The organism is Francisella marina, assembly GCF_008369785.1.
GTDB classification, from domain to species: Bacteria; Pseudomonadota; Gammaproteobacteria; order Francisellales; family Francisellaceae; genus Francisella; species Francisella salimarina.
This window is the reverse complement of the sequence record NZ_CP043552.1, coordinates 949,945-970,993: the sequence shown is the minus strand read 5'-3', so window position 1 is coordinate 970,993 and position 21,049 is coordinate 949,945. Positions and strand designations below refer to the sequence as shown.

The following is a 21,049-nucleotide window of genomic DNA, read 5'->3' as shown; positions in this document are numbered from 1 at the left end:
TATAGTCTTATTTTGTATGTAGCTTCTGCATAGCAGGTTCTAATTTGTAGTTTATTATATCATCTAAAACACATATACCATTATCAATAGCCTTGTCTATATCATTTCTCTGAGCTATAGAAGGATTCGATAGTACATAATTTGATACCTTTGATTTATGCCCTGGATGTCCAATACCAATTCTTAGGCGAAGATAGTCATTGGTTCCTAAATGTTGATTAATACTTCTTAAGCCATTATGACCACCGTGTCCACCACCTTTTTTTAAGCGAATTTCTCCAGAGTCGATATCTAGCTCATCATGTATTACTAGTATTTCTTGTGGCTCAATTTTATAGAAATTAGCAACTTTACTAACAGCTAAACCACTGTTGTTCATAAAAGTAGTTGGAAATACTAATATTACGTTACTATAATCGATACTTACTTTAGCAATATTACAATTTAGTTTAGAATTTAGGCTAAAATTTTCATTACTATCTTTAGCAATCCTTGCAATAAACCATTCACCAACATTATGGCGTGTATTTTCATATTCCTTGCCTATATTTCCTAGGCCAACAATCATTTTTATTTTAGGCATCTTTACTTTTATTGTGTTGTTCTAACTTGTCCAAAAGTATTTTAGTAACTTCTCTTATAATTTTACTATTTGGTTTAGCGTTTTCTTGTGATTGAGTATAAAAAATAGCCATAATTATAGCTCTATCATCATCAGGCCAAATAATTGCAACATCATTTGTTGATCCGTAGGCACAAGTACCTGTTTTATTACCAACGTCCCACTCATCAGGAATTTCAGCTGCTATACGATTATCATCGGAATCATTTCCTAAAAGCCATTTTTTAAATAATAGTCGATGCTTTTTATCAAGAATATTATTACTAAAAGCAAGCTTATTAATATCTCTAGCCATTATTTTAGGAGTGGTCTTGTTTTGATTGGTGGTAAGATTAACTTGGTTGGCTATGGGCTCTAGACCAGCTACTTTTGTTGCATGATCATGTAGCGATAGTATAAACTTATTAAGTTTACTCAAACCGCCGAGTTTCTCTATTAAAAGATTGGTGGCTGTATTATCACTTTGAATAGCTGCCCTACTAAGTTGGCTAACTGTCATTGTCTGATTGATATGTTCTTTCGTAATAGGGGAGTATCCAACTACTTGATTTGATAAAATCTTTATTTTTTCATTGAGTAAATCCTTATTTGTCATGCTCTGCTTGAGGATGGCACCAACGACAAGAAACTTATAGGTGCTACAAATGGGAAAATAGAAACTTTGGTTATGGGAGAAGTTACTATTATCGTTCCTATTAATTGTATATACACCAATTTTTCCGCCATACTGTTTTTCTAGATTGTGTAAACTATTTGATATTTGAATATTTGCTATAGTCGTAGAAAAACCAATACTTGAGAAAATAAGAGTAGTTGCTAGAATTATTATCTTTTTCATATTTAAAGTTAAAAATTATTAGATGTTAATAGTAAGAACTCATTAACTTTTTTGATATTATCTTTTTCAGCAATTTTTGCCTCGGTAAGAGGGAGCTTATTTCCGCCAGATATCTTAAGAGCACCTTCTGGTGTTTTATATATAATGGTTGGAAAGCCATTGATCTCAGTAGATAGTTTCATATTATTTTCAGCTTTTTCATGAGATTTAGTTAAATTTTTATCATATACTTTCGTATCATGATACTGTATTAATGCTTGTAATGGGTCTTTTGAGTTTAATATACTATTTACGACATCTGCACTATTGTGTAGACTCCCTAAAGGAATCCATCGGACTGCTAGGTCACCAGATTTAATGGCTGGTTGAGATGCATCAAATAAACTTGAGCAATAACCACAATTAGGATCGATTATAGCATAAAACTTATGTGGAGCATTGTCACTACCTTGCTGAATATATGTGGCATATTTCTTAATGTCTAAGTAAAGGTTATTAGCTCGAGTAGATGATGTGAAATAATTAGCATATATTTGATTTAAACTTGTTAGTTTATTTTGATTTCTGTCCCATGCTAAAAGTTCTCCATTAACAATAACATCTCCATTTTCACTAGTGAAAGTAACAGTTCGTTTTGTAGGATCTTTTTTATCTTCTAGTATATAAGCTTGAAGGTGTATACCTGTATCAAAAGTCTTTACTACTTTGTATTGTGGGAAGGCATGTTCAACAATATATAGCCCTTGTTGGTTGTTAAAAGGTGATCTGTTAAGATTAGTGGTACTAAAAAAGTATATAATCACTAATAAAAACAATACAAACACTATAAGTGAAGCGAAATATTTTTTTTGCATCTGAAACAATTAGTATTGAATAAGCATAGCGTGATTATACCATATATAGAGATTATCTTTCGTTAGAAGATAAAAAAATGTCGCTAAAATTATAGCAGGACCAAAGGGTATAACATTAGTACGTTTTGCGATGAGATTAATGCCAATAGCAATAAATATCCCAAAGATACAACTGGCAAAAATTGTATAAAGTAGTATAGGGTAGCCGAACCATGCACCAATAGCAGCTAGTAGCTTAAAATCACCATAGCCAAAACCTTCTTTACCTGTGAAAAGTTTATATACCCAAAACACACTCCATAGAGATAAGTATCCAATAATTGCTCCCCAGACTGACTGATCTAGTGTGGTAAATACACCATAATAGTTGAGAACAATACCGATCCATACTAATGGAAGAGTAAGTGAGTCTGGGAGAATTTGATATTTTGCATCTATAAAAAATAGAGGAATAAAGAATGTGCTTAAACCAGCAAGAGCTATCGCCTGAATAGTAAGTCCAAATACATAAAATATAGTTATGAATACCATAGCTGTAATAAACTCTACTAAAGGGTATTCAAAAGAGATATTCTCCTTACAAAAATAGCATTTACCTTTAAGTATAAACCAACCTAAAATAGGTACATTATGTCGATACTTGAGTTTATTATGACATTTTGGGCATCTAGATGGTTCGATTAAACTAAAGTTTTGTTCCGACTCTTGTTTAGGTAGGTCAAGTATTTCGCGGGCTATGTTTTTTTCATCTGCAAATATTTTATTAGGTATTCTATATATCAAAACATTCAGGAAGCTACCTATAGTTGCTCCAAAGAGAAATATAAATATGAAAATTATATATATATCGTAATACATATTTATTTGTGTTCAGGTGCATATTGCTTATTTTTAGGCTTAAGCTTGTTAACACCATCAATACCCGCAATACGATAGGCTTCAGCCATAGTAGGGTAGTTAAATGTTGTATTTAAGAAATACCTAATACTGTTATGTTTACCGGGCATAGATTTTATTGCTTGACCAATATGAATAATTTCAGATACCCTATGGCCAAAACAGTGAATACCTAGAATTTCGAGTGTTTCTTTGTGAAATAATATTTTTAACATACCAGTTTCACTTCCAGAAATTTGCGCTCGAGCAAGATCTTTGAAGTAAGCTCTACCACTTTCATAAGGAATTTTTTCTGCTGTTAGCTGTTCTTCAGTTTTGCCTATGCAGCTTATTTCTGGTCTTGTATAAATACCTGTTGGAATATCTTCGACTAATTTATCATTGCATGATCCATCAATAATATGAGTAGCAGCAAACCTACCTTGGTTAAAAGCAGATGATGCAAGTGAAGGGAAACCTATAACATCACCAACTGCGTATATATTAGGTTGAGTTGTTTGATAGTTATCATTTACATTTACTAAGCCTCTTTGAGGGCTGTATTCAACTCCAATTTTATCAAGATTTAGACCATTAGTATTACCGGCACGCCCAAGAGCAAATAGCACATAGTCAGACTCTATAATTCTGCCAGAGTTTAATGTAGTAATTACTTTATCACCCTTAGCTTTGATACTCTTGTAAGTTTCGTTATGCATTAGGTTGATTTTTTGATTAACAGTGAAATGGTTTGTTAAAGTTTCTATAATCTCATCATCAAGGAATGACATCAGCTTATCTCTAGTATTGATAAGATTTACTTGAATATCAAGAGTGCCCAATATAGAAGCATACTCACAACCGATCACACCGGCACCATATATGGTAATTGACTTGATATTTTTATCTTTTAACTCAAGAAGTTTGTCACTATCTAAAATTCTTGGATGAGTAAAATCTATATCTTCAGGTTGGTATGGACGAGATCCAGTAGAAAGTATGAATTTCTTAGCTGTTATGATTTCTGTAGAACCATTTTTACGAGAGATTTTAATTTTGTTTTTGTCTAGAAAGCTTGCAAAACCATAAAATACATCAATTTCATTATTGGCAAAACGATTTTTTTTGATCTCTCTTTGTTTTAATACTACTTCGAATGTAGTGTCAAGCATTTCAGGGAAATCAAAGTTTTTTTTGTTATACCAAACTTCACGTGATAGTTGTCTAAGAGTTTTACTCGGAATTGTTCCCCAGTTATTACAACCGCCACCAATCGCATCATCTTCGATAATTGCTACTTTTTGACCATTTCTAGTCGCTTTCATGGCAGCACCTTCGCCACCAGGACCACTACCTATAATGATAATGTCGTAATTATATTCCATGGTTTTACTCCACAATATATTTTTTGGAAAAATTGGTACATATATTCTCGAAATAATAACATAGTCTATAGATATGTTAATTATTTTTGGTGAAATTATTCATATTTTATTAGCATTTCAGCAATTTTCTTAGTTGGAGAGACTATTTGGTCTACTCCTATATTATTTGCGATATTAATGCTTTCATCTTTATCAAGTTTAATAGATATCTTTATATTATTTACTGATTGTTCTGAAGTTTTTAATACTTCTTTTATTGATAATAAAGTTAATATATTATCCGAATCCTTTTCATTGAGAATAAATATACTTTTAGCTTTGCTAATATTTGCCTTTTTTAGAGCATCATAGTCATATGATTCTGCATCTATAAAGTGTTTTTCTTGTTCTGCATCAGTATTTATGAACTTTTGATGATAATCTTTCTCGATTACAATGATATTATCTATTTGAGATTTGAAGTAGTCTTTTATTAAACATTTGGTAATTTCTGTATAGCCACATATTACGATATGGTCTTTCATTAGAGTTGCTCCATCTTTTTGTTTAAACTTTTCTGTAATCTTGTTGATGACACTACCTGCCATTACAGTGATAATTGTTGCAAATAAACCTATACCCATAATCATTATAGATACAGTAAAAAGTTTGGCTTCTTCTGTTAAAGGGTGTATGTCGCCATACCCAACCGTGCTAAATGTAACAATTGTAAAATATATTGCATCAGAGACATTTGTAATTCCATCAAATTCATCTTTGAGATAATATAATCCAGTTACACTATATCCAATCGCTAAAAGAAGTGAAATTAAAAGTACAAACTGGTAGAAGGTGATTGTGTTAGAATTTTTCTATTAAAAGTTTTTCTGAAGTAAACCAGTAAAAAAATCTCTAAAATATGAGTGAAAAATGCAATATCGTATGATATATGCTTATCTTGGATATAGTCACCGATTATTGATAAGCTAATGAAAACAACAGCTAAAAACCAAAAAGATCTTTTTCGATTATAAATACCACGAGCTATAATTATCATCAAATAACCGAGAACTAATGGCAAGAATATTCCCAAACCAGTATTATATTTCATACCAAAGTCATAAAGATCAGAAGGAATGTTCGGATCTAAGTTGACAGAAAAAATCTTGTTAATAACAGGTATTGCAACTGCTAAAATAGTTATAAAACCATTTAGAGTCATCGTTACAGATATAAAAAGTGGAATATATTTGGAATATTTTTCTTTAATAGTCACAGACTGATGATATTAAAATAATTAAACTGATATTTAGAATTATAGTGTATAGATTGATGAAAATACAGTTAATATACAACTATATATGAGCTAACCTTCGGATTTTTGGAATTAGTAAATACATAATAAAACCTGCTATACCAGCAATGATAGCTAGACTAGCGAATAGAGTTAAATAATTATGATTTGTTTCAATTGGGGTTGCATTTATATTTGGTGATGAAACTAATATCGATAGTAAGCTTGCTATAACCCCAGATGTACTACCGGTGACTACCATCCAAGACCCCATCATTAAGCCTTGTAGTCGAGGATTAGCAAGTTTGCCAATCATAGCATATCCTGTTGGCGATATTAAAAGCTCTCCTATGGACTGAAATACATAACTTAAAATTAACCATATAGCAGCTGTTTGTCCAAGTTTGTTCGCTGAGAAAATTCCTATCACTAGCATCAAAAATCCAATTCCTATAAATACGATGCTAAAACAAAACTGCATAGGGAATGAGAATATAAATTTTCGACGAATAATTATAAGAAGACTAGGTAATAACACACCTCCCACAGCTATTACTACAGTATTTACATTTTGAAACCACTGGGTCTGGATTGTGAAGCCAAAAATGTGCTTGTTAACATTGGCTTCTGTGAATACAGTCAAAGCCATTGGAGCAAGCTGATAAGCAGACCAGAAGACTAATCCAAAAGTTGCTAAAATAATATAAGCGTATACCTTTTCTTTTTGCTCTTTATTATCTTGTGATTTTGCAATAGGTACGAACATTGCTAATAATGCAATTCCAATACCTAAAGCAATATAGTTGGTATTTAGAGGATACTGTAAGGCTATAAATAAAATAGCTATAGTCACTAAAATTAAAATAACAGTATATATACTATTTTTATATAGGATATTTGTTCCCGAGTTTTTTATTTTTCTGACAAGAGGAGTGGTTCTGTCTGCTACAGTTTTCCAGCTAGTTATTACAAGCAGAAAAGCTACTATATTTGTAATAGTTGTAATAAGAAAAAGTATATTATAACTATGTTCTGCTTGATATACGCCTGCAACTGTAAATCCAATGAAAAATCCAACATTCATGCCTGCATAGTTCCAAAAAAATGCAGTCTCCCGAGAATTGTCATCATTTTCAAATTGCTGAGTTAACATCATGTTTATACATGGGACATTTAGTCCACAGCCTGTTAGGAAGAGGGCTAGTGCAATATATAAGTGCTCGGTACTTGGGAATGATAAAAATAGACAAGCAATTATTTGTAAAACCATGCCTATTAAAAATAAAGTTCTATAGCTAATTAATCGACCACCAATATATCCACCTAGGATATGTAAGCCATAGTTAAACGCAACAAAAACACCCATTACAGCACTTGCTTTTGTGACGGTGAATCCCAAAGCTTGTGTCATAAATAAGACTAATGTTGAGTAAAGAACAGCAAAGCTTACAGTTGAAAATAGCTGAGTTATTAGTAGTAGCCTAGAGGCTTTTTTAATTAGAGTAACACCCATTAATTTATTAAAACTAAAGTAGATAGTAAAATTGATTTTATAGATGTTTTTTTCTAAAAAGTAGCTAAAATAGCAAATTTAGTAAAGGATTATAGAATATACTGACTTAAATTTTTATTTTTGACTAATCCACTTAGTTTTTCATTTATATAATCTGTTGTTATATTTATAGATTTATTTTCTAAGTCTGGGGCATCAAAAGAAATCTCTTCTAATAGTCTCTCCATAACAGTATGAAGTCTTCTAGCACCGATGTTCTCGACTTCCTCATTTACTTGGAAAGAGATTTCAGCAATCTTTTTAATAGCATCTTCTTCGAAGCTTAATTCAACACCTTCAGTCTTCATTAGAGCGACATATTGCTTAAGGATAGAGCAGTCAGGTTCTTTTAGTATTCTAACAAAGTCTTCTATCTCAAGAGATTTTAGCTCTACTCTAATTGGTAATCTACCTTGAAGCTCCGGAATTAAATCAGATGGCTTAGCAACATGGAAGGCTCCTGATGCTATGAATAAGATATGATCAGTTTTTATCATACCGTATTTAGTCGAGACAGTAGAACCTTCTACCAGTGGTAGTAAGTCACGTTGCACACCTTCTCTAGATACATCTGCACCTGAATTTCCAGATTTTTTACAAACCTTATCTATTTCATCTAGGAATACGATACCATTTTGTTCAACAGACTCAAGAGCTCTAGCTTTGATATCTTCTTCATTGATCAGCTTAGCAGCTTCTTCATCTTGGACTAGCTTGATAGCATCTTTGATTCGCATCTTTTTGGTTTTTTTCTTATCACTACTTAAACTAGAGAATAGATCCTGAAGCTGATTTGTCATATCTTCCATGCCCGGAGGTCCCATAACACCTATACTTTTAGGAGCTACAGATACTTCGATTTCAATCTCTTTATCATTTAACTCGCCATTTTGGATTTTTTTTCTAAAAATCTCACGAGTTTTATTTTCTTTTTCTTTTTTAGAGTGAGCATCTTCAGCAGGCTCATTCGCAAATCCTACTTTTGACTCAGAAGCTCTAGCTGGCGGAATAAGAACATCTAATATTCTCTCCTCTGCTAATACTGCAGCTTTTTCTGTAACTTGTTGCTTAGCTTCTTCACGCTTCATTTTGACTGCTGTTTCTACTAGGTCGCGGATTATAGACTCAACATCTTTACCTACATAACCAACCTCTGTAAATTTAGTAGCTTCAACTTTGATAAAAGGCGCATCCGCTAATTTTGCTAGTCTGCGCGCAATCTCTGTTTTACCTACACCAGTAGGTCCTATCATTAGGATATTTTTAGGAGTTACTTCTTGACGCATCTCATCATCAAGTTGCATTCTACGCCATCTATTACGTAGAGCAATAGCAACTGCTTTTTTAGCATCATTTTGACCAATAATGTGTCTTTCTAATTCATGTACAATTGTTTTTGGAGTCATCACTTGTGTCATCGTATAACTATCCTTTTTTATTTTCTAAACTTTCTATAGTGAAATTATGGTTTGTGTAAATACAAGTATCTGCAGCTATAGTAAGACTTTTTTTGACTATATCTTCTGCTGAAAGATCAGTATTTTCAACAAGGGCTGTTGCCGCTGAGCGAGCATAAGTTGACCCAGAACCAATAGATATGATGTCATTTTTGTCAGCAGCCATAACATCTCCAGCCCCTGATATTAGAAGAGATAGCTTTTCATCTGCAACTATAATCATAGCTTCTAACTTACTCAGCATTCTATCTAAACGCCACTCACGCACCATTTCAACAGCAGCTCTTTCAAGATTACCTTGATAAAACTCTAGTTTTTGTTCAAATTTTTCAAATAGTGTGAATGCATCTGCAGTAGAACCTGCAAAACCTGTTAGAACTTTACCACCATTTAATTTTCTAACTTTTATGATATTTTCTTTTGCTATTGTATGTCCTAATGTAGCTTGACCATCGCCACCAATTACTACTTTATCACCTTTTCTAACGCATAGGATGGTAGTTCCTTTCATTGCTTCCATAATCAAATCCTTTGTTAGGTTTGTTAAAATAATCTATGTAATATTACTAAATGGTATTGATATAAAATTTTACAAGTATTTATTATATTTTTTTTAAGCTTTAAAGCCGTTATTGATTTTTGTAAGACAAAAATAGTAAATTTTATGTTATATTTTAGCTTGTTTTATTTTTACTAGAGCATTTATGATGAATAATTTAAATTTTAGAGAAACGATTTCGATAGCAACAAATATATACAAAAGAGCCTTTAAAATAACTTTTGTATTAGCTTTTATGCTGTCATTTATATCAGAGTTTTGTTTTGTATATTTAATGAAACATGGTATGGCAGACTATATTCAAAGTGGTAACGAAGCTGATATCTCGCAATTACCATCGGGAAATATACTAGCGAGTATGTTTTTGTTGATTGTAGTAGCTACAGTATTTGTTTATGCAATGATAATAATATTGCAAGGTGTAATGGTTAAACATGAGCTAAAAGTATCAGATGCATTAAAAATAGCATTACAAATCTTTTCTAAGAGAGTATTTGTATTTCTTGGAGCATTTTTACTTTCCATGATTGTGATGACAGTACTCACTATGTTTTTACAATATATAGGTATTTTTCTGGGAGTATTATTATTCTTGACGGTTATGCCTGCTGTGTTATTGGCACAAAAGGGTGTTTTTGAATCTATATCTAACAACTTCGCTATAATAAGAAGTAACTTTTTTTATATGTTTAGAATATCGATAGCAATATTAGCTCTTATGGTAATAAAACCGTTAGTAACTTTTGGATTGATATATCTGTTGAAAAACTTTGGTCTAGAGATGAGTTCATTAGAAATGTCTATTCAAAACATCATTGTAACAGTTGTTGATGCTTTTATTTTACCTTTTATTTTTGCAATTAGTGTTGCGACATTTTTCTCAACAAGCTCTAAATAAAATTTATTCTGTAAGAATTTTTTAAAGAAATCAAAATCATAGCTATTTTCAAAACGAATATTTTTATCAGCAAGGTTTGTATTTTTATAAACATTATTAATCTCTGTAACAATACCAGCATCAATCTTGATTTTGATTTGTTCACTACCTTTAGTGTATGTCTTTGTAAACGGTAGAGTTTTGCCGAAGCGCCATTTCCATTCTTTGAGTGTTTCTATCTCTTTGTCTATTAGCTCTCTATTTTCTAATGGCGTTTCTTCATTTATTAAGCTTAAATCAATACTTCTGAAGCTTTTAATAAAAGACCTTGTGAGATCTTGAGTTTGTATATCATGCTTTATCTCAGATAGATTGATCACTTTTGAGCGATGAGATTTTACTCCCTTTGTATCTAAAGATTTATCTATTGGTTGATGAAGATAGTCATAGAGTTTTTTTGTATTAGCATTGATGAGTAGTGTACCATGATGGAAAGCACGATCTTTTTTCTCTCGAAAAGCGCTACCTGATACTTTGTAGGTATGACCATTATGATCAACAACAATATCATTTCTTTCATTTGCATATACATCTATACCTAGCTTTTTGACTGTATTGCATACTAGTTCTAGGTTTGCTTTGATGTTATGTTCTTTTTTTGTACTAATGATAGTGTAGTTAAGATTACCATAATCATGATAAACAGTTCCACCACCACTTTGACGGCGTACCATTGGTATACTATCGTTATTCATTGCTTCAAGATTACATTCAAGCCATGGGTTTTGAGCTCTACCAATAACAACACATGGAGAGTTTTGCCATAAAAATAGAATTTTATCGTGATGTAGTTTCTCTAAAAATAACCAATTTTCAAAAGCTAAATTAAAATAAATATCATTACTTTGTGATATATATATATGCATAGGATATTAAATGTTTTTACTTTGTAGTAAGTATAAGGTTTTATTGGTTCTATAAAAGAGTTTTGTGCTATAATTTTGCTTTATTGAGAGAAATTTTTATATACAAAAATATAATGTCGACGATACAACAGACTTTAGAAATAATCAAAAGAGGGGCAGATGAAGTCCTAATTGAAGAAGAATTAGTTAAAAAACTCGAAAAAAACAAGCCATTAGTGATTAAGTTTGGTTGTGATCCAACAGCTCCTGATATCCATCTTGGTCATACCGTTGTAATTAATAAATTAAAACAGTTGCAAGATTTAGGACATGAAATTCACTTTTTGATAGGTGATTTCACAGCTCAGATAGGCGATCCTACTGGTAAAAATGCGACAAGACCTCCATTGACTGCAGAAGAGGTTGCTGCAAATGCTGAAACATATACTAAACAAGTATTTAAAATCTTAGATAAAGAAAAAACAGTCATTCGTCGTAATGGTGATTGGTTTGATAAAATGTCTGCAAGCGATATGATCAAACTAGCATCTAAATCAACAGTTGCTAGAATGCTTGAAAGAGATGATTTCTCAAAAAGATACAAAGGTGGCCAGTCTATCTCAATACATGAGTTTTTGTATCCATTAGTACAAGGCTATGATTCTGTAGCTATGAATGCGGATATTGAGCTTGGTGGTACAGATCAGAAGTTTAATTTGTTGATGGGCAGAGAGCTACAAAAACAACAAGGTCAAGAACCACAGATTATCATAACAATGCCACTTCTCGAAGGTTTAGATGGTGTCAAAAAAATGTCAAAATCTAGCCAAAATTATATAGGTATTGAAGAAGCACCTAACGATATATTTGGCAAGGTGATGTCTGTTTCAGATGAATTGATGTGGAGATATTACGAATTACTTAGCTTCAAATCTTTAGATACTATAGCTAATTTAAAACAAGATGTTGCTAATGGCACAAATCCACGTGATATTAAAATAGAGTTGGCAAAAGAGTTAATAGAGAGATTTCACTCTAAGGAAGATGCTGAAAGTGCGCATCAAGATTTTATCCAAAGATTTCAAAAAAATCAGATACCTGATGACATAAATGTTGTAGAATTAAGTCAAGAATTGCCAATAGCAAACTTGCTTAAAGAAGCAGGATTGGTAGCAAGTACTTCAGAAGCTATTCGCATGATTAAGCAAGGAGCTGTTAAAATAGATGGTGAGAAGGCTGCTGATAATAAAGCTGTTTTTGGTAAAGGTACAGAAAATGTTTTCCAAGTTGGTAAGCGTAAATTTGCAAAAATTATTATAAAATAAGGGGTTATTTAAAATGGATAAGTTTTTATCAATATTTGTAGGTGTTTTAATAATAGTAACTATTATTACTATATTTATTAATCTATTTCCAATTGCTATTAAAGTATGTTTTATATCGGCAGTAATCAGTGCAATAATTTACGTTGTGCTTAAGATGATAGAAAAGTTTAGTAATTAATCGTTAATAATCTATATTGTTTAATAGTGGATCAATCATTTCTTTTAAAATCAATTATCTGTCTACGTTGTTTTTTTGTAGGTTTTTCTGGGCTTAATAAGTTAGCAGTCTTTCTGATGGTTGCTTCTTTTTCTCTCTTTTCGATACTTTGTTGTGTTTCTGTGTAAAGTTTTTGAGCTTCAGTAGCTGATTTTCTAACTTCATCGAGAGCTTCGACAATTATTGTTTTTTTAATATGTGATTGTTGGATTTGGTATTCATCGCCAATATTTACAGCTTTACTGACTTTTGTTTTTTGTCCCTGAAAGTGTACTTTGCCACCTTCGATAGCTTTTTTTGCGATAGCTCTAGTTTTGTAGAATCTAGCTGCCCATAGCCATTTATCTAGTCTTACACTCATATCAGAACCAATTAGTTTGATTAAATTGATTATAGCTAATAATAACAAGGATTTTAACTGCTTTTAAAGTCTGTTATCCTAAAAGGCAGTTTAGTTATTAAAAAAAGTATTAATGAATAAAACAGTAAATTTACACAAAATGATAACAACATTAGATAGTGATAATAATGCTCTATATGAGTTAGAAGATATCTGTATGAATGATTTCATTGGCAAAAATATGAGAATAGAGTTTTTAGATGAAATTAATTGTGTATCATGTGGCATCAAAACAAAAAAGAGCTATTCTCAAGGTCATTGCTTTATGTGTATGAGAAAGTTACCTGAGTGTGATATCTGTATAGTTAAACCTGAACTGTGCCATTTCGCGGCCGGGACATGTAGAGATTCTAATTGGGGTGAAGAAAACTGCATGAAAACTCATATTGTATACCTATCAAATACAGGAGATATTAAGGTAGGTATTACAAAACTTAAAAATATTCCTTCACGTTGGATAGATCAAGGTGCTAGTCAAGCTATTCCAATCTTTGCTGTGGAGACTAGACTAATTTCAGGATTAGTTGAGGTCGCAATCAAAGAGCATATTTCAGATAAAACAAACTGGCGAAAAATGCTTCAAGGTGAGCCAAGTTCTGAAGTTGAATTTGAGGATCTAAGAGATGAACTGATCGAAAAGTCTAGTGATAAAATAGCTCAAATTACAGCCAAATATGGTGATAATAGTGTTGAAGCTGTAGAGGGTAATATTCAAACTATAAATTATCCTGTGCTTGAGTATCCTACAAAAATTAAATCATTTAACTTAGATAAGAATCCTATTATAGAAGCTAAGCTCATGGGTATAAAAGGTCAGTATTTAATATTTGATACAGGTGTAATAAATATCCGTAAGTATAGTGGGTATAAATGTACTATTTCAGTGTAAATTATGAATAGAGTCGCAATTATCGGTGCCGGTGCTAGTGGACTTATTAATGCAAAAGTTCTCAAGGATGGCGGTTTTCAGGTTAAAGTCTTTGAAAAAACGAACAATATTTGTGGTGTATGGAATTATGATGAGTCAGAAGGTGCATTATATGAAACACTAAAGACTAATCTACCCAAAGAAATAATGGTTTTTGAAAATGAAAAAATTCCTTATAACTCTAATAAATCTTTTATAGAGCATAAAGAAGTTTTGTATTACTTAGAAGCAAATGCTAAAGCTTGGCAAATAGATGATAGTCTTTGCCTAAATGCTGAAGTTATAGGTTTGAAACCTATCCAGAAGTTATCGAAAAGGCCATTATGGAAATTATCTTATATAAGTAATAGCGCGGTATTTAATGAAGAGTTTGACTTTGTAATAATTGCTAATGGGCACTATGATGAGCCTAAAATTCCAAATGATACTAATGGTTTTGATTATATTGTAGGTAGTGCTTCACACAGCAAATATTATAGAAGTGTAGATAACTACGCTAAGAAAGTTCTATGTGTAGGATATTCTTCATCTGGTGTGGATATATCTCATGAGTTATATAATAGTGGTAGAGATGTTTATGTTTCTGTTAGAGAATTAGAAAAGAACCAAGAACTATATAATCTACAAAATAATCTAAATATTAAGTTTATATCTTCTATTGACAAATATTATAAATGCAATGATAAATGTATAGCTACAACTATTAATGGTAATACTATTGAGATAGATGAAATTATTTTTTGTACTGGTTATAAATATAGTTTTCCTTTTCTATCTCAAGATATTATTTCAACAAAAGATAATGTTGTGAGTCCATTATGTAATCAGATACTACATAAAGATTATCTTAATCTTGCTTTTGTTGGCATACCATGGAAAACGGTACCTTTTGTTTTATCAGAATGCCAAGCTATATTTTTGGCAAAGTTGTGGCAGTCTAATCAAGATATCTTATCTAGTATTGTTGAAAAAATGATAAATACTCACAAGCATAGCTTTAAGTTTGATAGTCGCTTATTGAAAAATTATCATATGCTTGGAGATGAACAATGGGAATATAATTTAAGTATTCTTGATGTTGTCGGTGAAAAAACTCATAACAGAGAAGAAAGAATAAGGCTTATAGAGCAAGTATATAATGATGTACATAAATTAAAGATAGAAAATCCTCATGGCTATAGAGATATCGTTTATAATGTTGATTTTGAAAAAGGTCACTATAACAAGCAAATAAATTAGTTGGCTTTAGCTAGGCTCTGCAAAGCAAATTCAATATCTTTTTCGGATGATGAGTCTTCTTTTCTATTTCTATAAACACTGAGAATCTTTTTGATTAAAGTAGCTTGATAGCACTCCTTAGATATTTGTTTTCTTTGAAATTTGTGAACATCATTGATTATAGATCTGATAGCAACCTTTCTACTTAGAGTGTGAGGAGTAAGTGGAAATAGCTTAAATGCTAACCAGAGACCTAAGCATCCAACAATTGAGCTCATAGCTATGGTAAATGATGAAGTGATTTCAAAACTCATATGATTACTTGGTTGGACCATAAATACAAAACCTAAATAGAACCCAAGACTATACATCTGCAGTTTAGGAACGTTAAGAGCTGCTATGGGAATGAGTAGTACAGTTAATAATATTAGTATTAATAGTTCAAAATAGCCCACTGCTTGAGATAGTAAATTTAGTGTTATAAGAATACTTATTGGTATTGATATAATTATGCCTATGATATTTTTTTTAACTGTTTCTGTGGGATTAGGTACGGATATAAAAAGTTGAGACAAGACACAAGGTAGAATAATCATCATAAGAAGACTAGAGTTGCCGTCTGTACTTACCCATACGAAGTACATGATAAGCAGCAAACTTATGGTTCTAGCGATAGCAATTAGTGTAACTATAGGGTTGGTATATGTTATAAAACTATAAACTATCTTGTTTTGATCACTTTTGGCTTCTAAACTTTTGTAACTAGCTAGTAGGTTAGCTATTTTTGAGATTACCTTATTCAGTTTATGATCGTTAGATATGATGTTTAGATTATTACTTGTGCTATTGTCAATATTATTTAGATTGTTTGCGATTGTTTTTAAGTGATTTTGTAGGGTAGAATTATTTTCTGTTTTAGCTAAATATTTTCTTAATGAGTGTACTGTTTCTATTAGTTCAACTACAGTGTTTGAAAATATAAGATAATTACCTTTATCCAAGCTCTCGTATTTTGCTGCACTCAAATCATTATCAAGAGTTATAAGATTATTAAGAATTGCTTCAACTTTTGAATTATATTTTATGTTATTAGTGAAGTCTTGTGTTAGAAACATTTCTTGAACATAATATATAGTAAGTTCTAGTACTTTATTAGATTGGTTCTTTAATGTTTTTTGAACTTTGACTGGCAATATGTAGTAGTTCACAAGGCATGAGCAGATACAGCCAATAGATATTTCAGTTACACGAGAAAATCCGGTATGAAAAATTGTCTCTTCAGTAGTGAGCATAGGATTAGCTATAGAGTAAAAAACAATTATTATGCAGGTAACATTTGCCAATGCTAAGGCATAGATAAAGTTTGGATGAGACATGTTGGCAGAGAAGAATATAGATATAGATATAAAGCTACATAGAGCCATTAGTGCTAATACAGGAAAAGGCAAAAAAAATGTGACTATCAAAAAGCCAACAAACACTCCAATAAAAGATACAGCTATTAATAAAAGAGCTTTTTCAATGATAAAACCTGTTTCTGGTCGAGTTTGTAAAAATAGTGCAGAAATCATAGCCCACATCGGTTTATCTAAATTCAAACTCATTGATATCCATAGAGCCATAGTCAAAGATATACACCCTTTGATTGTATAAATAATATTTTCTTTATTTATAATTACTTCTAGCTCATCTGATAGTCTTTGTATCATTGTATTGTTACCGTTGCATTTATACCTGATATTAAGTTGATACTTTTAGGTATCACATCTAGAGCTATATCAACAGGTATTCGCTTAGATAGTCTTACCCAATCGTAGGTCTGCTGTACTTTTGGCAGTAGTTGACTATTCACATCTGTATTGTTGTCTGCTACAGCTTTGCCAATACTTATTACATGTCCATGTAGTAGTTCTCCACCACTCATTAACTCGATAGTAGCCTTATCATTGATTTTTATATTGGGTAGTTTGGTTTCTTCAAAATATCCAGTTACATAGAAAGAATTAGCTTCAACTAAAGACATCACTGGTTTTGCTGCTACAACATAGTTACCTTGTCGTAGTTCAATATTATTTATAGTACCATCAGCTGGTGCATAAACACTTGTTCTATCTAGATTGATCTTTGCGAGTCTAGCCTCTGCTTTTGCTTTTTCAAGATTTGCCTTTTTTAGCTTTACTTGCATGTGATATTCATCGAGAGTGTCTAAGCTTATTGAGCCATCTTTTCCAAGTTGTTCTCTACGTTGATATTGACGATCAGCTAGCTCCCATTGCATTATTGCATGTTTTAGCTCTGCTTCTTTTTCATCTAGAGTTGCTGCATATCTATCTTTGTCTATTGTAAAGATTAATTGACCTTTTTTTACTCTTTGGTTATCAGATACATATATTTTGGTTACAAACCCAGAAACATCTGGTGCAATAGTGATGATATTAGCTCTAATTCGACCATCTCTAGTCCATGGTGAGTATAGATAGTATCTCCAGATTGAATATAGAGAAAACAATGCCACGCAAATTATAACAATACTAATAGTAGTTTTGGTTCTTTTGTTTGGCATTTTAGTTTCCTATTAGTAGCATGCTTAACCCTAGATAACAGATAAATAGTGCAAGATTAAACCAAGATAATTTAAGATCTACATAGTCATGTATGATTTTTGGTATTGCTAGGTTTGTAGTTATAGTCAATATTGCTGCAATAGCTAAAAATAATATTATTGGAGAAATTAGTAGTCCATCAAAAGTAATTACAGGCATATCAGACTCCTTATTTTGTGCGAGATTTTTTTAATTTTATTTCTGGAGGTAAATTAAGGCTAATTTTCCTAGAGACAGATGTATGATACACTGTATCGCAAAATGGTACAAGAATATTTTGGCAATTTTATATGAAAAAAGCTATTATTAGTCAAAAGACTTTTAAACCTCAGAAATTATTAACTTTTTATGAGTAATGAAAAAAAAATCCAAGTAATCAGCAGAGCTGTGAATGTGCTACAAAGCATTAGTAATGAGCCCGGAGGTATGAGCTTGGGAGATATAGCAAAGAAGGTCAACTTACCTCGATCTACAGTCCAAAGAATAGTTGCTGCTCTTGAGGCTGAAGGATTCACACGAAGCGAAGGGGCAGGTAAGATTTTGCTTGGATCAGGTGTTTTTAAGTTAGCATCTTCATCTTATGCAGATATAGTCTCTTTGACACAGAATACATTAAGGAAGCTTAGTGAAAAAATACGTGAAACAGTTGTTCTGACACAATCAAACAATACTGATCTTATAATAATGCATAGGTTCATAGCGAATAGGGAACTGCAGGTAATTCCAAGAATAGGTGTACTTGAGAAGCCAATTTACTATACAGCTTCTGGTAGGGCTTTGTTAGCACTGTACTCAGATGAGGAAATTATCGATATCCTGGATGAAGGTATTGAAGATAATAAAGAATTGTTTGAAAGGCTTGCTAAGATTAGAGAAGATGGCGTTGAATATGATTATGGTAAAACAATAGAGGGCATAGTCAGTACGGCAGTAGCTGTAAATACATTTTTAGGTAGTCTTGGTGTTTCTATTCTTGTACCTCAATATCGTTATGCGGAAAATAAAGATTTTTATATCAAAGAGCTTTTAAAAGTTAAATCTAAAATTTTAGCAGATATAGGTGTGAAATATTCTGAATAGATTGATCAATTAGATCTTCTAGTATAAACAAATTGACAATCTATGGTTATATGAGAGAATTCGAAGATCAAAAAATCTTATTTTAAAATATAAATAGATGTCTACTAATGACTGGAAAAAAGCCCTTAAAGAATCTTTCTACTCACCTTTAGAATTATTAAAGTTTTTGGAAATAGATAGTGAAGAGGCCAAAGTTTCATTAAATATAACCAAGAGATTTAAAATGATAGTGCCTAGATCATTCGCTAATAGAATGCAAAAAGGTAATATCAATGATCCATTGCTCAAACAGGTTTTACCAACTATCGATGAAGAAGTGATAGATCAATCCTATAGTAGCGATCCACTTGATGAAAAAAATTATAATAAAGTGCCGGGACTATTACATAAATATCATGGTAGAGTTCTGCTGATATCACAAACAAGCTGCGCTGTGCATTGTCGCTATTGTTTTCGTAAAGAGTTTGATTATAGAGAAAATATCCCTGGTAGAAAAGATTGGTTAAAAGCATTTGAATATATAGCAAATGATAGTAGTATCGAGGAGGTCATATTAAGTGGAGGTGATCCTCTTTTAAATAACGATGAGATATTAGAATTTTTTGTAGAAAATATCCAGCAGATATCTCATATCAAAAGGCTTAGGATTCATTCAAGAATACCTGTAGTATTACCAGAGCGAATGACTGCTAAACTTTTGAAAATTCTTTCAGAGCATAGGCTTGATACTGTATTAGTGATACACGTTAATCATCCAAATGAGTTAGATGATAGTATTAGAGAGGTTTTAAAAGAAATACACAACCATGGCATAATTATCCTAAATCAAAGCACATTGCTTAAAGACATAAATGATGATGCTAATGTACTATATGCTTTGAGTACAAAACTTATAAATGCTAAAGTGATTCCGTACTATATACATTCACTAGATACTGTCTCAGGAACTAAACACTATAATGTTGATAATGCTAAAGATATTATGAAAAAACTGTCTGAAATTTCATCAGGATTTATGGTGCCTGTATTAACCAAAGAGATCCCGGGCTATCCATCTAAAAAATGGCTATCTTTTCATAGTTAATTGAAGAATAAAAATATGAATTAATTTTCTTAAGAAAGACTATCTTTATAGTTATAAGGATGGTTTAGATTAGATAGATTTGATATTAACAGCAGCCATTTTGCCTCTGTTTTCTTCAACTTCAAAGCTAATTTTTTCGCCTTCACGTAGAGTGCTTAAACCAGCATTTTCTACTGCACTGATATGAACGAATACATCTTTACCACCATCTTGAGGCTCTATGAATCCGAATCCTTTAGTCGTATTAAAAAATTTAATAGTACCTTGTCTCATTGTTTTATTTCCTTTTGTTTTGTTGTCTTATATAAGTTAAATCACATTGGGCTTAGTTTTAAACTTTAACGATTTACTTATAAAGAATAGATTATTGGAAATAAACTTCTGATTATATTAGTTTCGTAGTAGTCAAATTAAAGTTACAATATAAATAACTGACACTAATCATATAGTATAAAAGTATTAATTGAAAGCTTTTTAATGAAAACTAGGTATTTTAGTTAAATCAAAATCTTCTTCGTATTTGTCCAAGTCTTTTAGATATAAGCATAAATCTTGAAAATCTAAACAACTTTCTACCATCGAAGATTCTTTGTTATCACTAAAGTCTCTATCCGTCATATGGTTTATTAAATTAATAAACTGTTCCATAATCTCAGTATTGAATATACTAAGCTCTGCTGCTTGAGCTATACTTACTTTTTTCGATTCTGATATTTTCTGGACTAAAGCAGTTATATCACTAAAAATAACTTCTAACATTTTATTTTTTTCAAAATTAATGAATGTGTTTTTGGGATCAATCATTCTAAACATATATTGTTAAATAGATGCTTATTATACTCTTAAATGAGAACATAATCTTAGTTATATTTATATATGTCTCCATAATATGTATCTTTAGTGGATACTTTGTATTAACATTGATAGTGTATAAATAAAATAAAGCCTCTAAATCTTCTTTAGATACTTCATTGCTATTTTGCTAATAATAATTTT

Annotated in this window: 23 protein-coding genes and 2 pseudogenes; 7 read left to right on the top strand and 18 right to left on the bottom strand. The window is 31.4% G+C overall.

Going from position 1 to position 21,049, the window contains the following annotated elements:
* Positions 1–7 precede the first annotated feature (7 nt).
* From pth to hslV, 11 genes and pseudogenes are all read right to left on the bottom strand, one after another.
* Positions 8–583: an aminoacyl-tRNA hydrolase gene (gene pth, locus F0R75_RS04835; RefSeq protein ID WP_149368128.1), complete on the bottom strand. Its 576-nt coding sequence runs from the start codon at positions 581–583 to the stop codon at positions 8–10.
* Positions 576–1,460 carry a class A beta-lactamase gene (gene bla / locus F0R75_RS04830; RefSeq protein WP_149368129.1) on the bottom strand — a complete coding sequence of 295 codons (885 nt, stop codon included), beginning with the start codon at positions 1,458–1,460 and terminating at the stop codon, positions 576–578. Before bla ends, pth begins: the two co-directional genes overlap by 8 nt.
* 8 nt (positions 1,461–1,468) lie before the next feature.
* Positions 1,469–2,314: a DsbC family protein gene (locus F0R75_RS04825; protein ID WP_146421241.1), complete on the bottom strand. Its 846-nt coding sequence runs from the start codon at positions 2,312–2,314 to the stop codon at positions 1,469–1,471.
* A gap of 9 nt (positions 2,315–2,323) precedes the next feature.
* Positions 2,324–3,172, bottom strand: a complete 849-nt coding sequence (locus F0R75_RS04820) for a prepilin peptidase (RefSeq protein ID WP_149368130.1) — start codon at positions 3,170–3,172, stop codon at positions 2,324–2,326.
* 2 nt (positions 3,173–3,174) lie between these two features.
* On the bottom strand, positions 3,175–4,575 hold the full coding sequence (gene sthA, locus F0R75_RS04815) for a Si-specific NAD(P)(+) transhydrogenase (protein WP_179951662.1): 1,401 nt from the start codon (positions 4,573–4,575) through the stop codon (positions 3,175–3,177).
* Positions 4,576–4,670: 95 nt separating this feature from the next.
* Positions 4,671–5,204 (bottom strand): NAD-binding protein, encoded by a 534-nt coding sequence (locus F0R75_RS10230; RefSeq protein ID WP_246145980.1) that lies wholly within the window; start codon positions 5,202–5,204, stop codon positions 4,671–4,673.
* Positions 5,205–5,210: 6 nt separating this feature from the next.
* Positions 5,211–5,366 (bottom strand): annotated as a pseudogene (locus F0R75_RS10225) (ion channel); the annotation flags it as partial.
* Positions 5,367–5,383: 17 nt separating this feature from the next.
* Positions 5,384–5,830, bottom strand: a complete 447-nt coding sequence (locus F0R75_RS10220; RefSeq protein WP_246145979.1) for a hypothetical protein — start codon at positions 5,828–5,830, stop codon at positions 5,384–5,386.
* Between the two features lie 79 nt (positions 5,831–5,909).
* On the bottom strand, positions 5,910–7,361 hold the full coding sequence (locus tag F0R75_RS04805) for a peptide MFS transporter (protein WP_149368131.1): 1,452 nt from the start codon (positions 7,359–7,361) through the stop codon (positions 5,910–5,912).
* Between the two features lie 89 nt (positions 7,362–7,450).
* Positions 7,451–8,818 carry an ATP-dependent protease ATPase subunit HslU gene (gene hslU, locus F0R75_RS04800; RefSeq protein WP_013923289.1) on the bottom strand — a complete coding sequence of 456 codons (1,368 nt, stop codon included), beginning with the start codon at positions 8,816–8,818 and terminating at the stop codon, positions 7,451–7,453.
* Positions 8,819–8,825: 7 nt separating this feature from the next.
* Positions 8,826–9,377: an ATP-dependent protease subunit HslV gene (gene hslV, locus F0R75_RS04795; RefSeq protein ID WP_013923288.1), complete on the bottom strand. Its 552-nt coding sequence runs from the start codon at positions 9,375–9,377 to the stop codon at positions 8,826–8,828.
* Between the two features lie 187 nt (positions 9,378–9,564).
* On the opposite strand from hslV, the gene F0R75_RS04790 reads away from it, so the two are divergent.
* A complete protein-coding gene (locus F0R75_RS04790) occupies positions 9,565–10,314 on the top strand; it encodes a hypothetical protein (protein ID WP_146421245.1) in 750 nt (249 codons plus the stop codon).
* An 11-nt stretch (positions 10,315–10,325) separates the two neighbouring features.
* On the opposite strand, the pseudogene F0R75_RS04785 reads toward F0R75_RS04790, so the two are convergent.
* A pseudogene (locus F0R75_RS04785) lies at positions 10,326–11,219 on the bottom strand (lipoate--protein ligase family protein); the annotation flags it as partial.
* 113 nt (positions 11,220–11,332) lie between these two features.
* Between F0R75_RS04785 and tyrS the strand changes: the two are divergent.
* Together tyrS and F0R75_RS10145 are read left to right on the top strand one after the other, a co-directional pair.
* Positions 11,333–12,523 carry a tyrosine--tRNA ligase gene (tyrS, locus tag F0R75_RS04780; protein ID WP_013923285.1) on the top strand — a complete coding sequence of 397 codons (1,191 nt, stop codon included), beginning with the start codon at positions 11,333–11,335 and terminating at the stop codon, positions 12,521–12,523.
* 13 nt (positions 12,524–12,536) lie between these two features.
* Positions 12,537–12,701 (top strand): hypothetical protein, encoded by a 165-nt coding sequence (locus F0R75_RS10145; protein ID WP_013923284.1) that lies wholly within the window; start codon positions 12,537–12,539, stop codon positions 12,699–12,701.
* A gap of 31 nt (positions 12,702–12,732) precedes the next feature.
* Here F0R75_RS10145 and F0R75_RS04775 read toward each other — a convergent pair whose 3' ends face one another.
* Positions 12,733–13,101, bottom strand: coding sequence for an RNA-binding S4 domain-containing protein (locus tag F0R75_RS04775; RefSeq protein WP_146421247.1), 369 nt, complete (start codon positions 13,099–13,101; stop codon positions 12,733–12,735).
* Positions 13,102–13,213: 112 nt separating this feature from the next.
* On the opposite strand from F0R75_RS04775, the gene F0R75_RS04770 reads away from it, so the two are divergent.
* Both F0R75_RS04770 and F0R75_RS04765 read left to right on the top strand, forming a co-directional pair.
* Positions 13,214–14,029, top strand: coding sequence for a DUF2797 domain-containing protein (locus F0R75_RS04770; RefSeq protein ID WP_149368133.1), 816 nt, complete (start codon positions 13,214–13,216; stop codon positions 14,027–14,029).
* A 3-nt stretch (positions 14,030–14,032) separates the two neighbouring features.
* Positions 14,033–15,307 carry an NAD(P)-binding domain-containing protein gene (locus F0R75_RS04765; RefSeq protein WP_149368134.1) on the top strand — a complete coding sequence of 425 codons (1,275 nt, stop codon included), beginning with the start codon at positions 14,033–14,035 and terminating at the stop codon, positions 15,305–15,307.
* On the opposite strand, the gene F0R75_RS04760 is transcribed toward F0R75_RS04765, so the two are convergent.
* Genes F0R75_RS04760 through F0R75_RS04750 form a run of 3 tightly spaced genes read right to left on the bottom strand, consistent with a single transcriptional unit; the run spans position 15,304 to position 18,048 of the window.
* Positions 15,304–16,995, bottom strand: a complete 1,692-nt coding sequence (locus F0R75_RS04760; protein WP_149368135.1) for an FUSC family protein — start codon at positions 16,993–16,995, stop codon at positions 15,304–15,306. The two genes, F0R75_RS04765 and F0R75_RS04760, sit on opposite strands and share 4 nt — an antisense overlap.
* Positions 16,992–17,849, bottom strand: coding sequence for an efflux RND transporter periplasmic adaptor subunit (locus tag F0R75_RS04755; protein WP_149368136.1), 858 nt, complete (start codon positions 17,847–17,849; stop codon positions 16,992–16,994). Before F0R75_RS04755 ends, F0R75_RS04760 begins: the two co-directional genes overlap by 4 nt.
* A gap of 1 nt (position 17,850) precedes the next feature.
* Positions 17,851–18,048, bottom strand: coding sequence for a hypothetical protein (locus F0R75_RS04750; protein ID WP_013923278.1), 198 nt, complete (start codon positions 18,046–18,048; stop codon positions 17,851–17,853).
* A gap of 189 nt (positions 18,049–18,237) precedes the next feature.
* Here F0R75_RS04750 and F0R75_RS04745 point away from each other — a divergent pair, with 189 nt between their 5' ends.
* Positions 18,238–18,969 (top strand): IclR family transcriptional regulator, encoded by a 732-nt coding sequence (locus F0R75_RS04745; RefSeq protein ID WP_041263776.1) that lies wholly within the window; start codon positions 18,238–18,240, stop codon positions 18,967–18,969.
* 97 nt (positions 18,970–19,066) lie between these two features.
* Positions 19,067–20,053, top strand: coding sequence for an EF-P beta-lysylation protein EpmB (epmB, locus tag F0R75_RS04740; protein ID WP_149368137.1), 987 nt, complete (start codon positions 19,067–19,069; stop codon positions 20,051–20,053).
* A gap of 69 nt (positions 20,054–20,122) precedes the next feature.
* On the opposite strand, the gene F0R75_RS04735 is transcribed toward epmB, so the two are convergent.
* Together F0R75_RS04735 and F0R75_RS04730 are read right to left on the bottom strand one after the other, a co-directional pair.
* A complete protein-coding gene (locus F0R75_RS04735; protein WP_013923275.1) occupies positions 20,123–20,326 on the bottom strand; it encodes a cold-shock protein in 204 nt (67 codons plus the stop codon).
* Between the two features lie 201 nt (positions 20,327–20,527).
* Positions 20,528–20,857, bottom strand: a complete 330-nt coding sequence (locus F0R75_RS04730; RefSeq protein ID WP_149369196.1) for a hypothetical protein — start codon at positions 20,855–20,857, stop codon at positions 20,528–20,530.
* Positions 20,858–21,049: the final 192 nt, after the last annotated feature.

What these genes read in the sequence shown, in the direction of transcription:
- hslV (WP_013923288.1), bottom strand. Translation starts at nt 9,377, where the DNA reads ATGGAAGCAATGAAAGGAACTACCATCCTATGCGTTAGAAAAGGTGAT.
- F0R75_RS04775 (WP_146421247.1), bottom strand. Translation starts at nt 13,101, where the DNA reads ATGAGTGTAAGACTAGATAAATGGCTATGGGCAGCTAGATTCTACAAA.
- F0R75_RS04820 (WP_149368130.1), bottom strand. Translation starts at nt 3,172, where the DNA reads ATGTATTACGATATATATATAATTTTCATATTTATATTTCTCTTTGGA.
- F0R75_RS04805 (WP_149368131.1), bottom strand. Translation starts at nt 7,361, where the DNA reads ATGGGTGTTACTCTAATTAAAAAAGCCTCTAGGCTACTACTAATAACT.
- F0R75_RS04765 (WP_149368134.1), top strand. Translation starts at nt 14,033, where the DNA reads ATGAATAGAGTCGCAATTATCGGTGCCGGTGCTAGTGGACTTATTAAT.
- sthA (WP_179951662.1), bottom strand. Translation starts at nt 4,575, where the DNA reads ATGGAATATAATTACGACATTATCATTATAGGTAGTGGTCCTGGTGGC.
- F0R75_RS04760 (WP_149368135.1), bottom strand. Translation starts at nt 16,995, where the DNA reads ATGATACAAAGACTATCAGATGAGCTAGAAGTAATTATAAATAAAGAA.
- epmB (WP_149368137.1), top strand. Translation starts at nt 19,067, where the DNA reads ATGTCTACTAATGACTGGAAAAAAGCCCTTAAAGAATCTTTCTACTCA.
- bla (WP_149368129.1), bottom strand. Translation starts at nt 1,460, where the DNA reads ATGAAAAAGATAATAATTCTAGCAACTACTCTTATTTTCTCAAGTATT.
- pth (WP_149368128.1), bottom strand. Translation starts at nt 583, where the DNA reads ATGCCTAAAATAAAAATGATTGTTGGCCTAGGAAATATAGGCAAGGAA.
- F0R75_RS04735 (WP_013923275.1), bottom strand. Translation starts at nt 20,326, where the DNA reads ATGAGACAAGGTACTATTAAATTTTTTAATACGACTAAAGGATTCGGA.
- F0R75_RS10230 (WP_246145980.1), bottom strand. Translation starts at nt 5,204, where the DNA reads ATGATTATGGGTATAGGTTTATTTGCAACAATTATCACTGTAATGGCA.
- F0R75_RS10145 (WP_013923284.1), top strand. Translation starts at nt 12,537, where the DNA reads ATGGATAAGTTTTTATCAATATTTGTAGGTGTTTTAATAATAGTAACT.
- tyrS (WP_013923285.1), top strand. Translation starts at nt 11,333, where the DNA reads ATGTCGACGATACAACAGACTTTAGAAATAATCAAAAGAGGGGCAGAT.
- F0R75_RS04790 (WP_146421245.1), top strand. Translation starts at nt 9,565, where the DNA reads ATGAATAATTTAAATTTTAGAGAAACGATTTCGATAGCAACAAATATA.
- F0R75_RS04730 (WP_149369196.1), bottom strand. Translation starts at nt 20,857, where the DNA reads ATGATTGATCCCAAAAACACATTCATTAATTTTGAAAAAAATAAAATG.
- F0R75_RS04755 (WP_149368136.1), bottom strand. Translation starts at nt 17,849, where the DNA reads ATGCCAAACAAAAGAACCAAAACTACTATTAGTATTGTTATAATTTGC.
- F0R75_RS04750 (WP_013923278.1), bottom strand. Translation starts at nt 18,048, where the DNA reads ATGCCTGTAATTACTTTTGATGGACTACTAATTTCTCCAATAATATTA.
- F0R75_RS04825 (WP_146421241.1), bottom strand. Translation starts at nt 2,314, where the DNA reads ATGCAAAAAAAATATTTCGCTTCACTTATAGTGTTTGTATTGTTTTTA.
- hslU (WP_013923289.1), bottom strand. Translation starts at nt 8,818, where the DNA reads ATGACACAAGTGATGACTCCAAAAACAATTGTACATGAATTAGAAAGA.
- F0R75_RS04770 (WP_149368133.1), top strand. Translation starts at nt 13,214, where the DNA reads ATGAATAAAACAGTAAATTTACACAAAATGATAACAACATTAGATAGT.
- F0R75_RS04745 (WP_041263776.1), top strand. Translation starts at nt 18,238, where the DNA reads ATGAGTAATGAAAAAAAAATCCAAGTAATCAGCAGAGCTGTGAATGTG.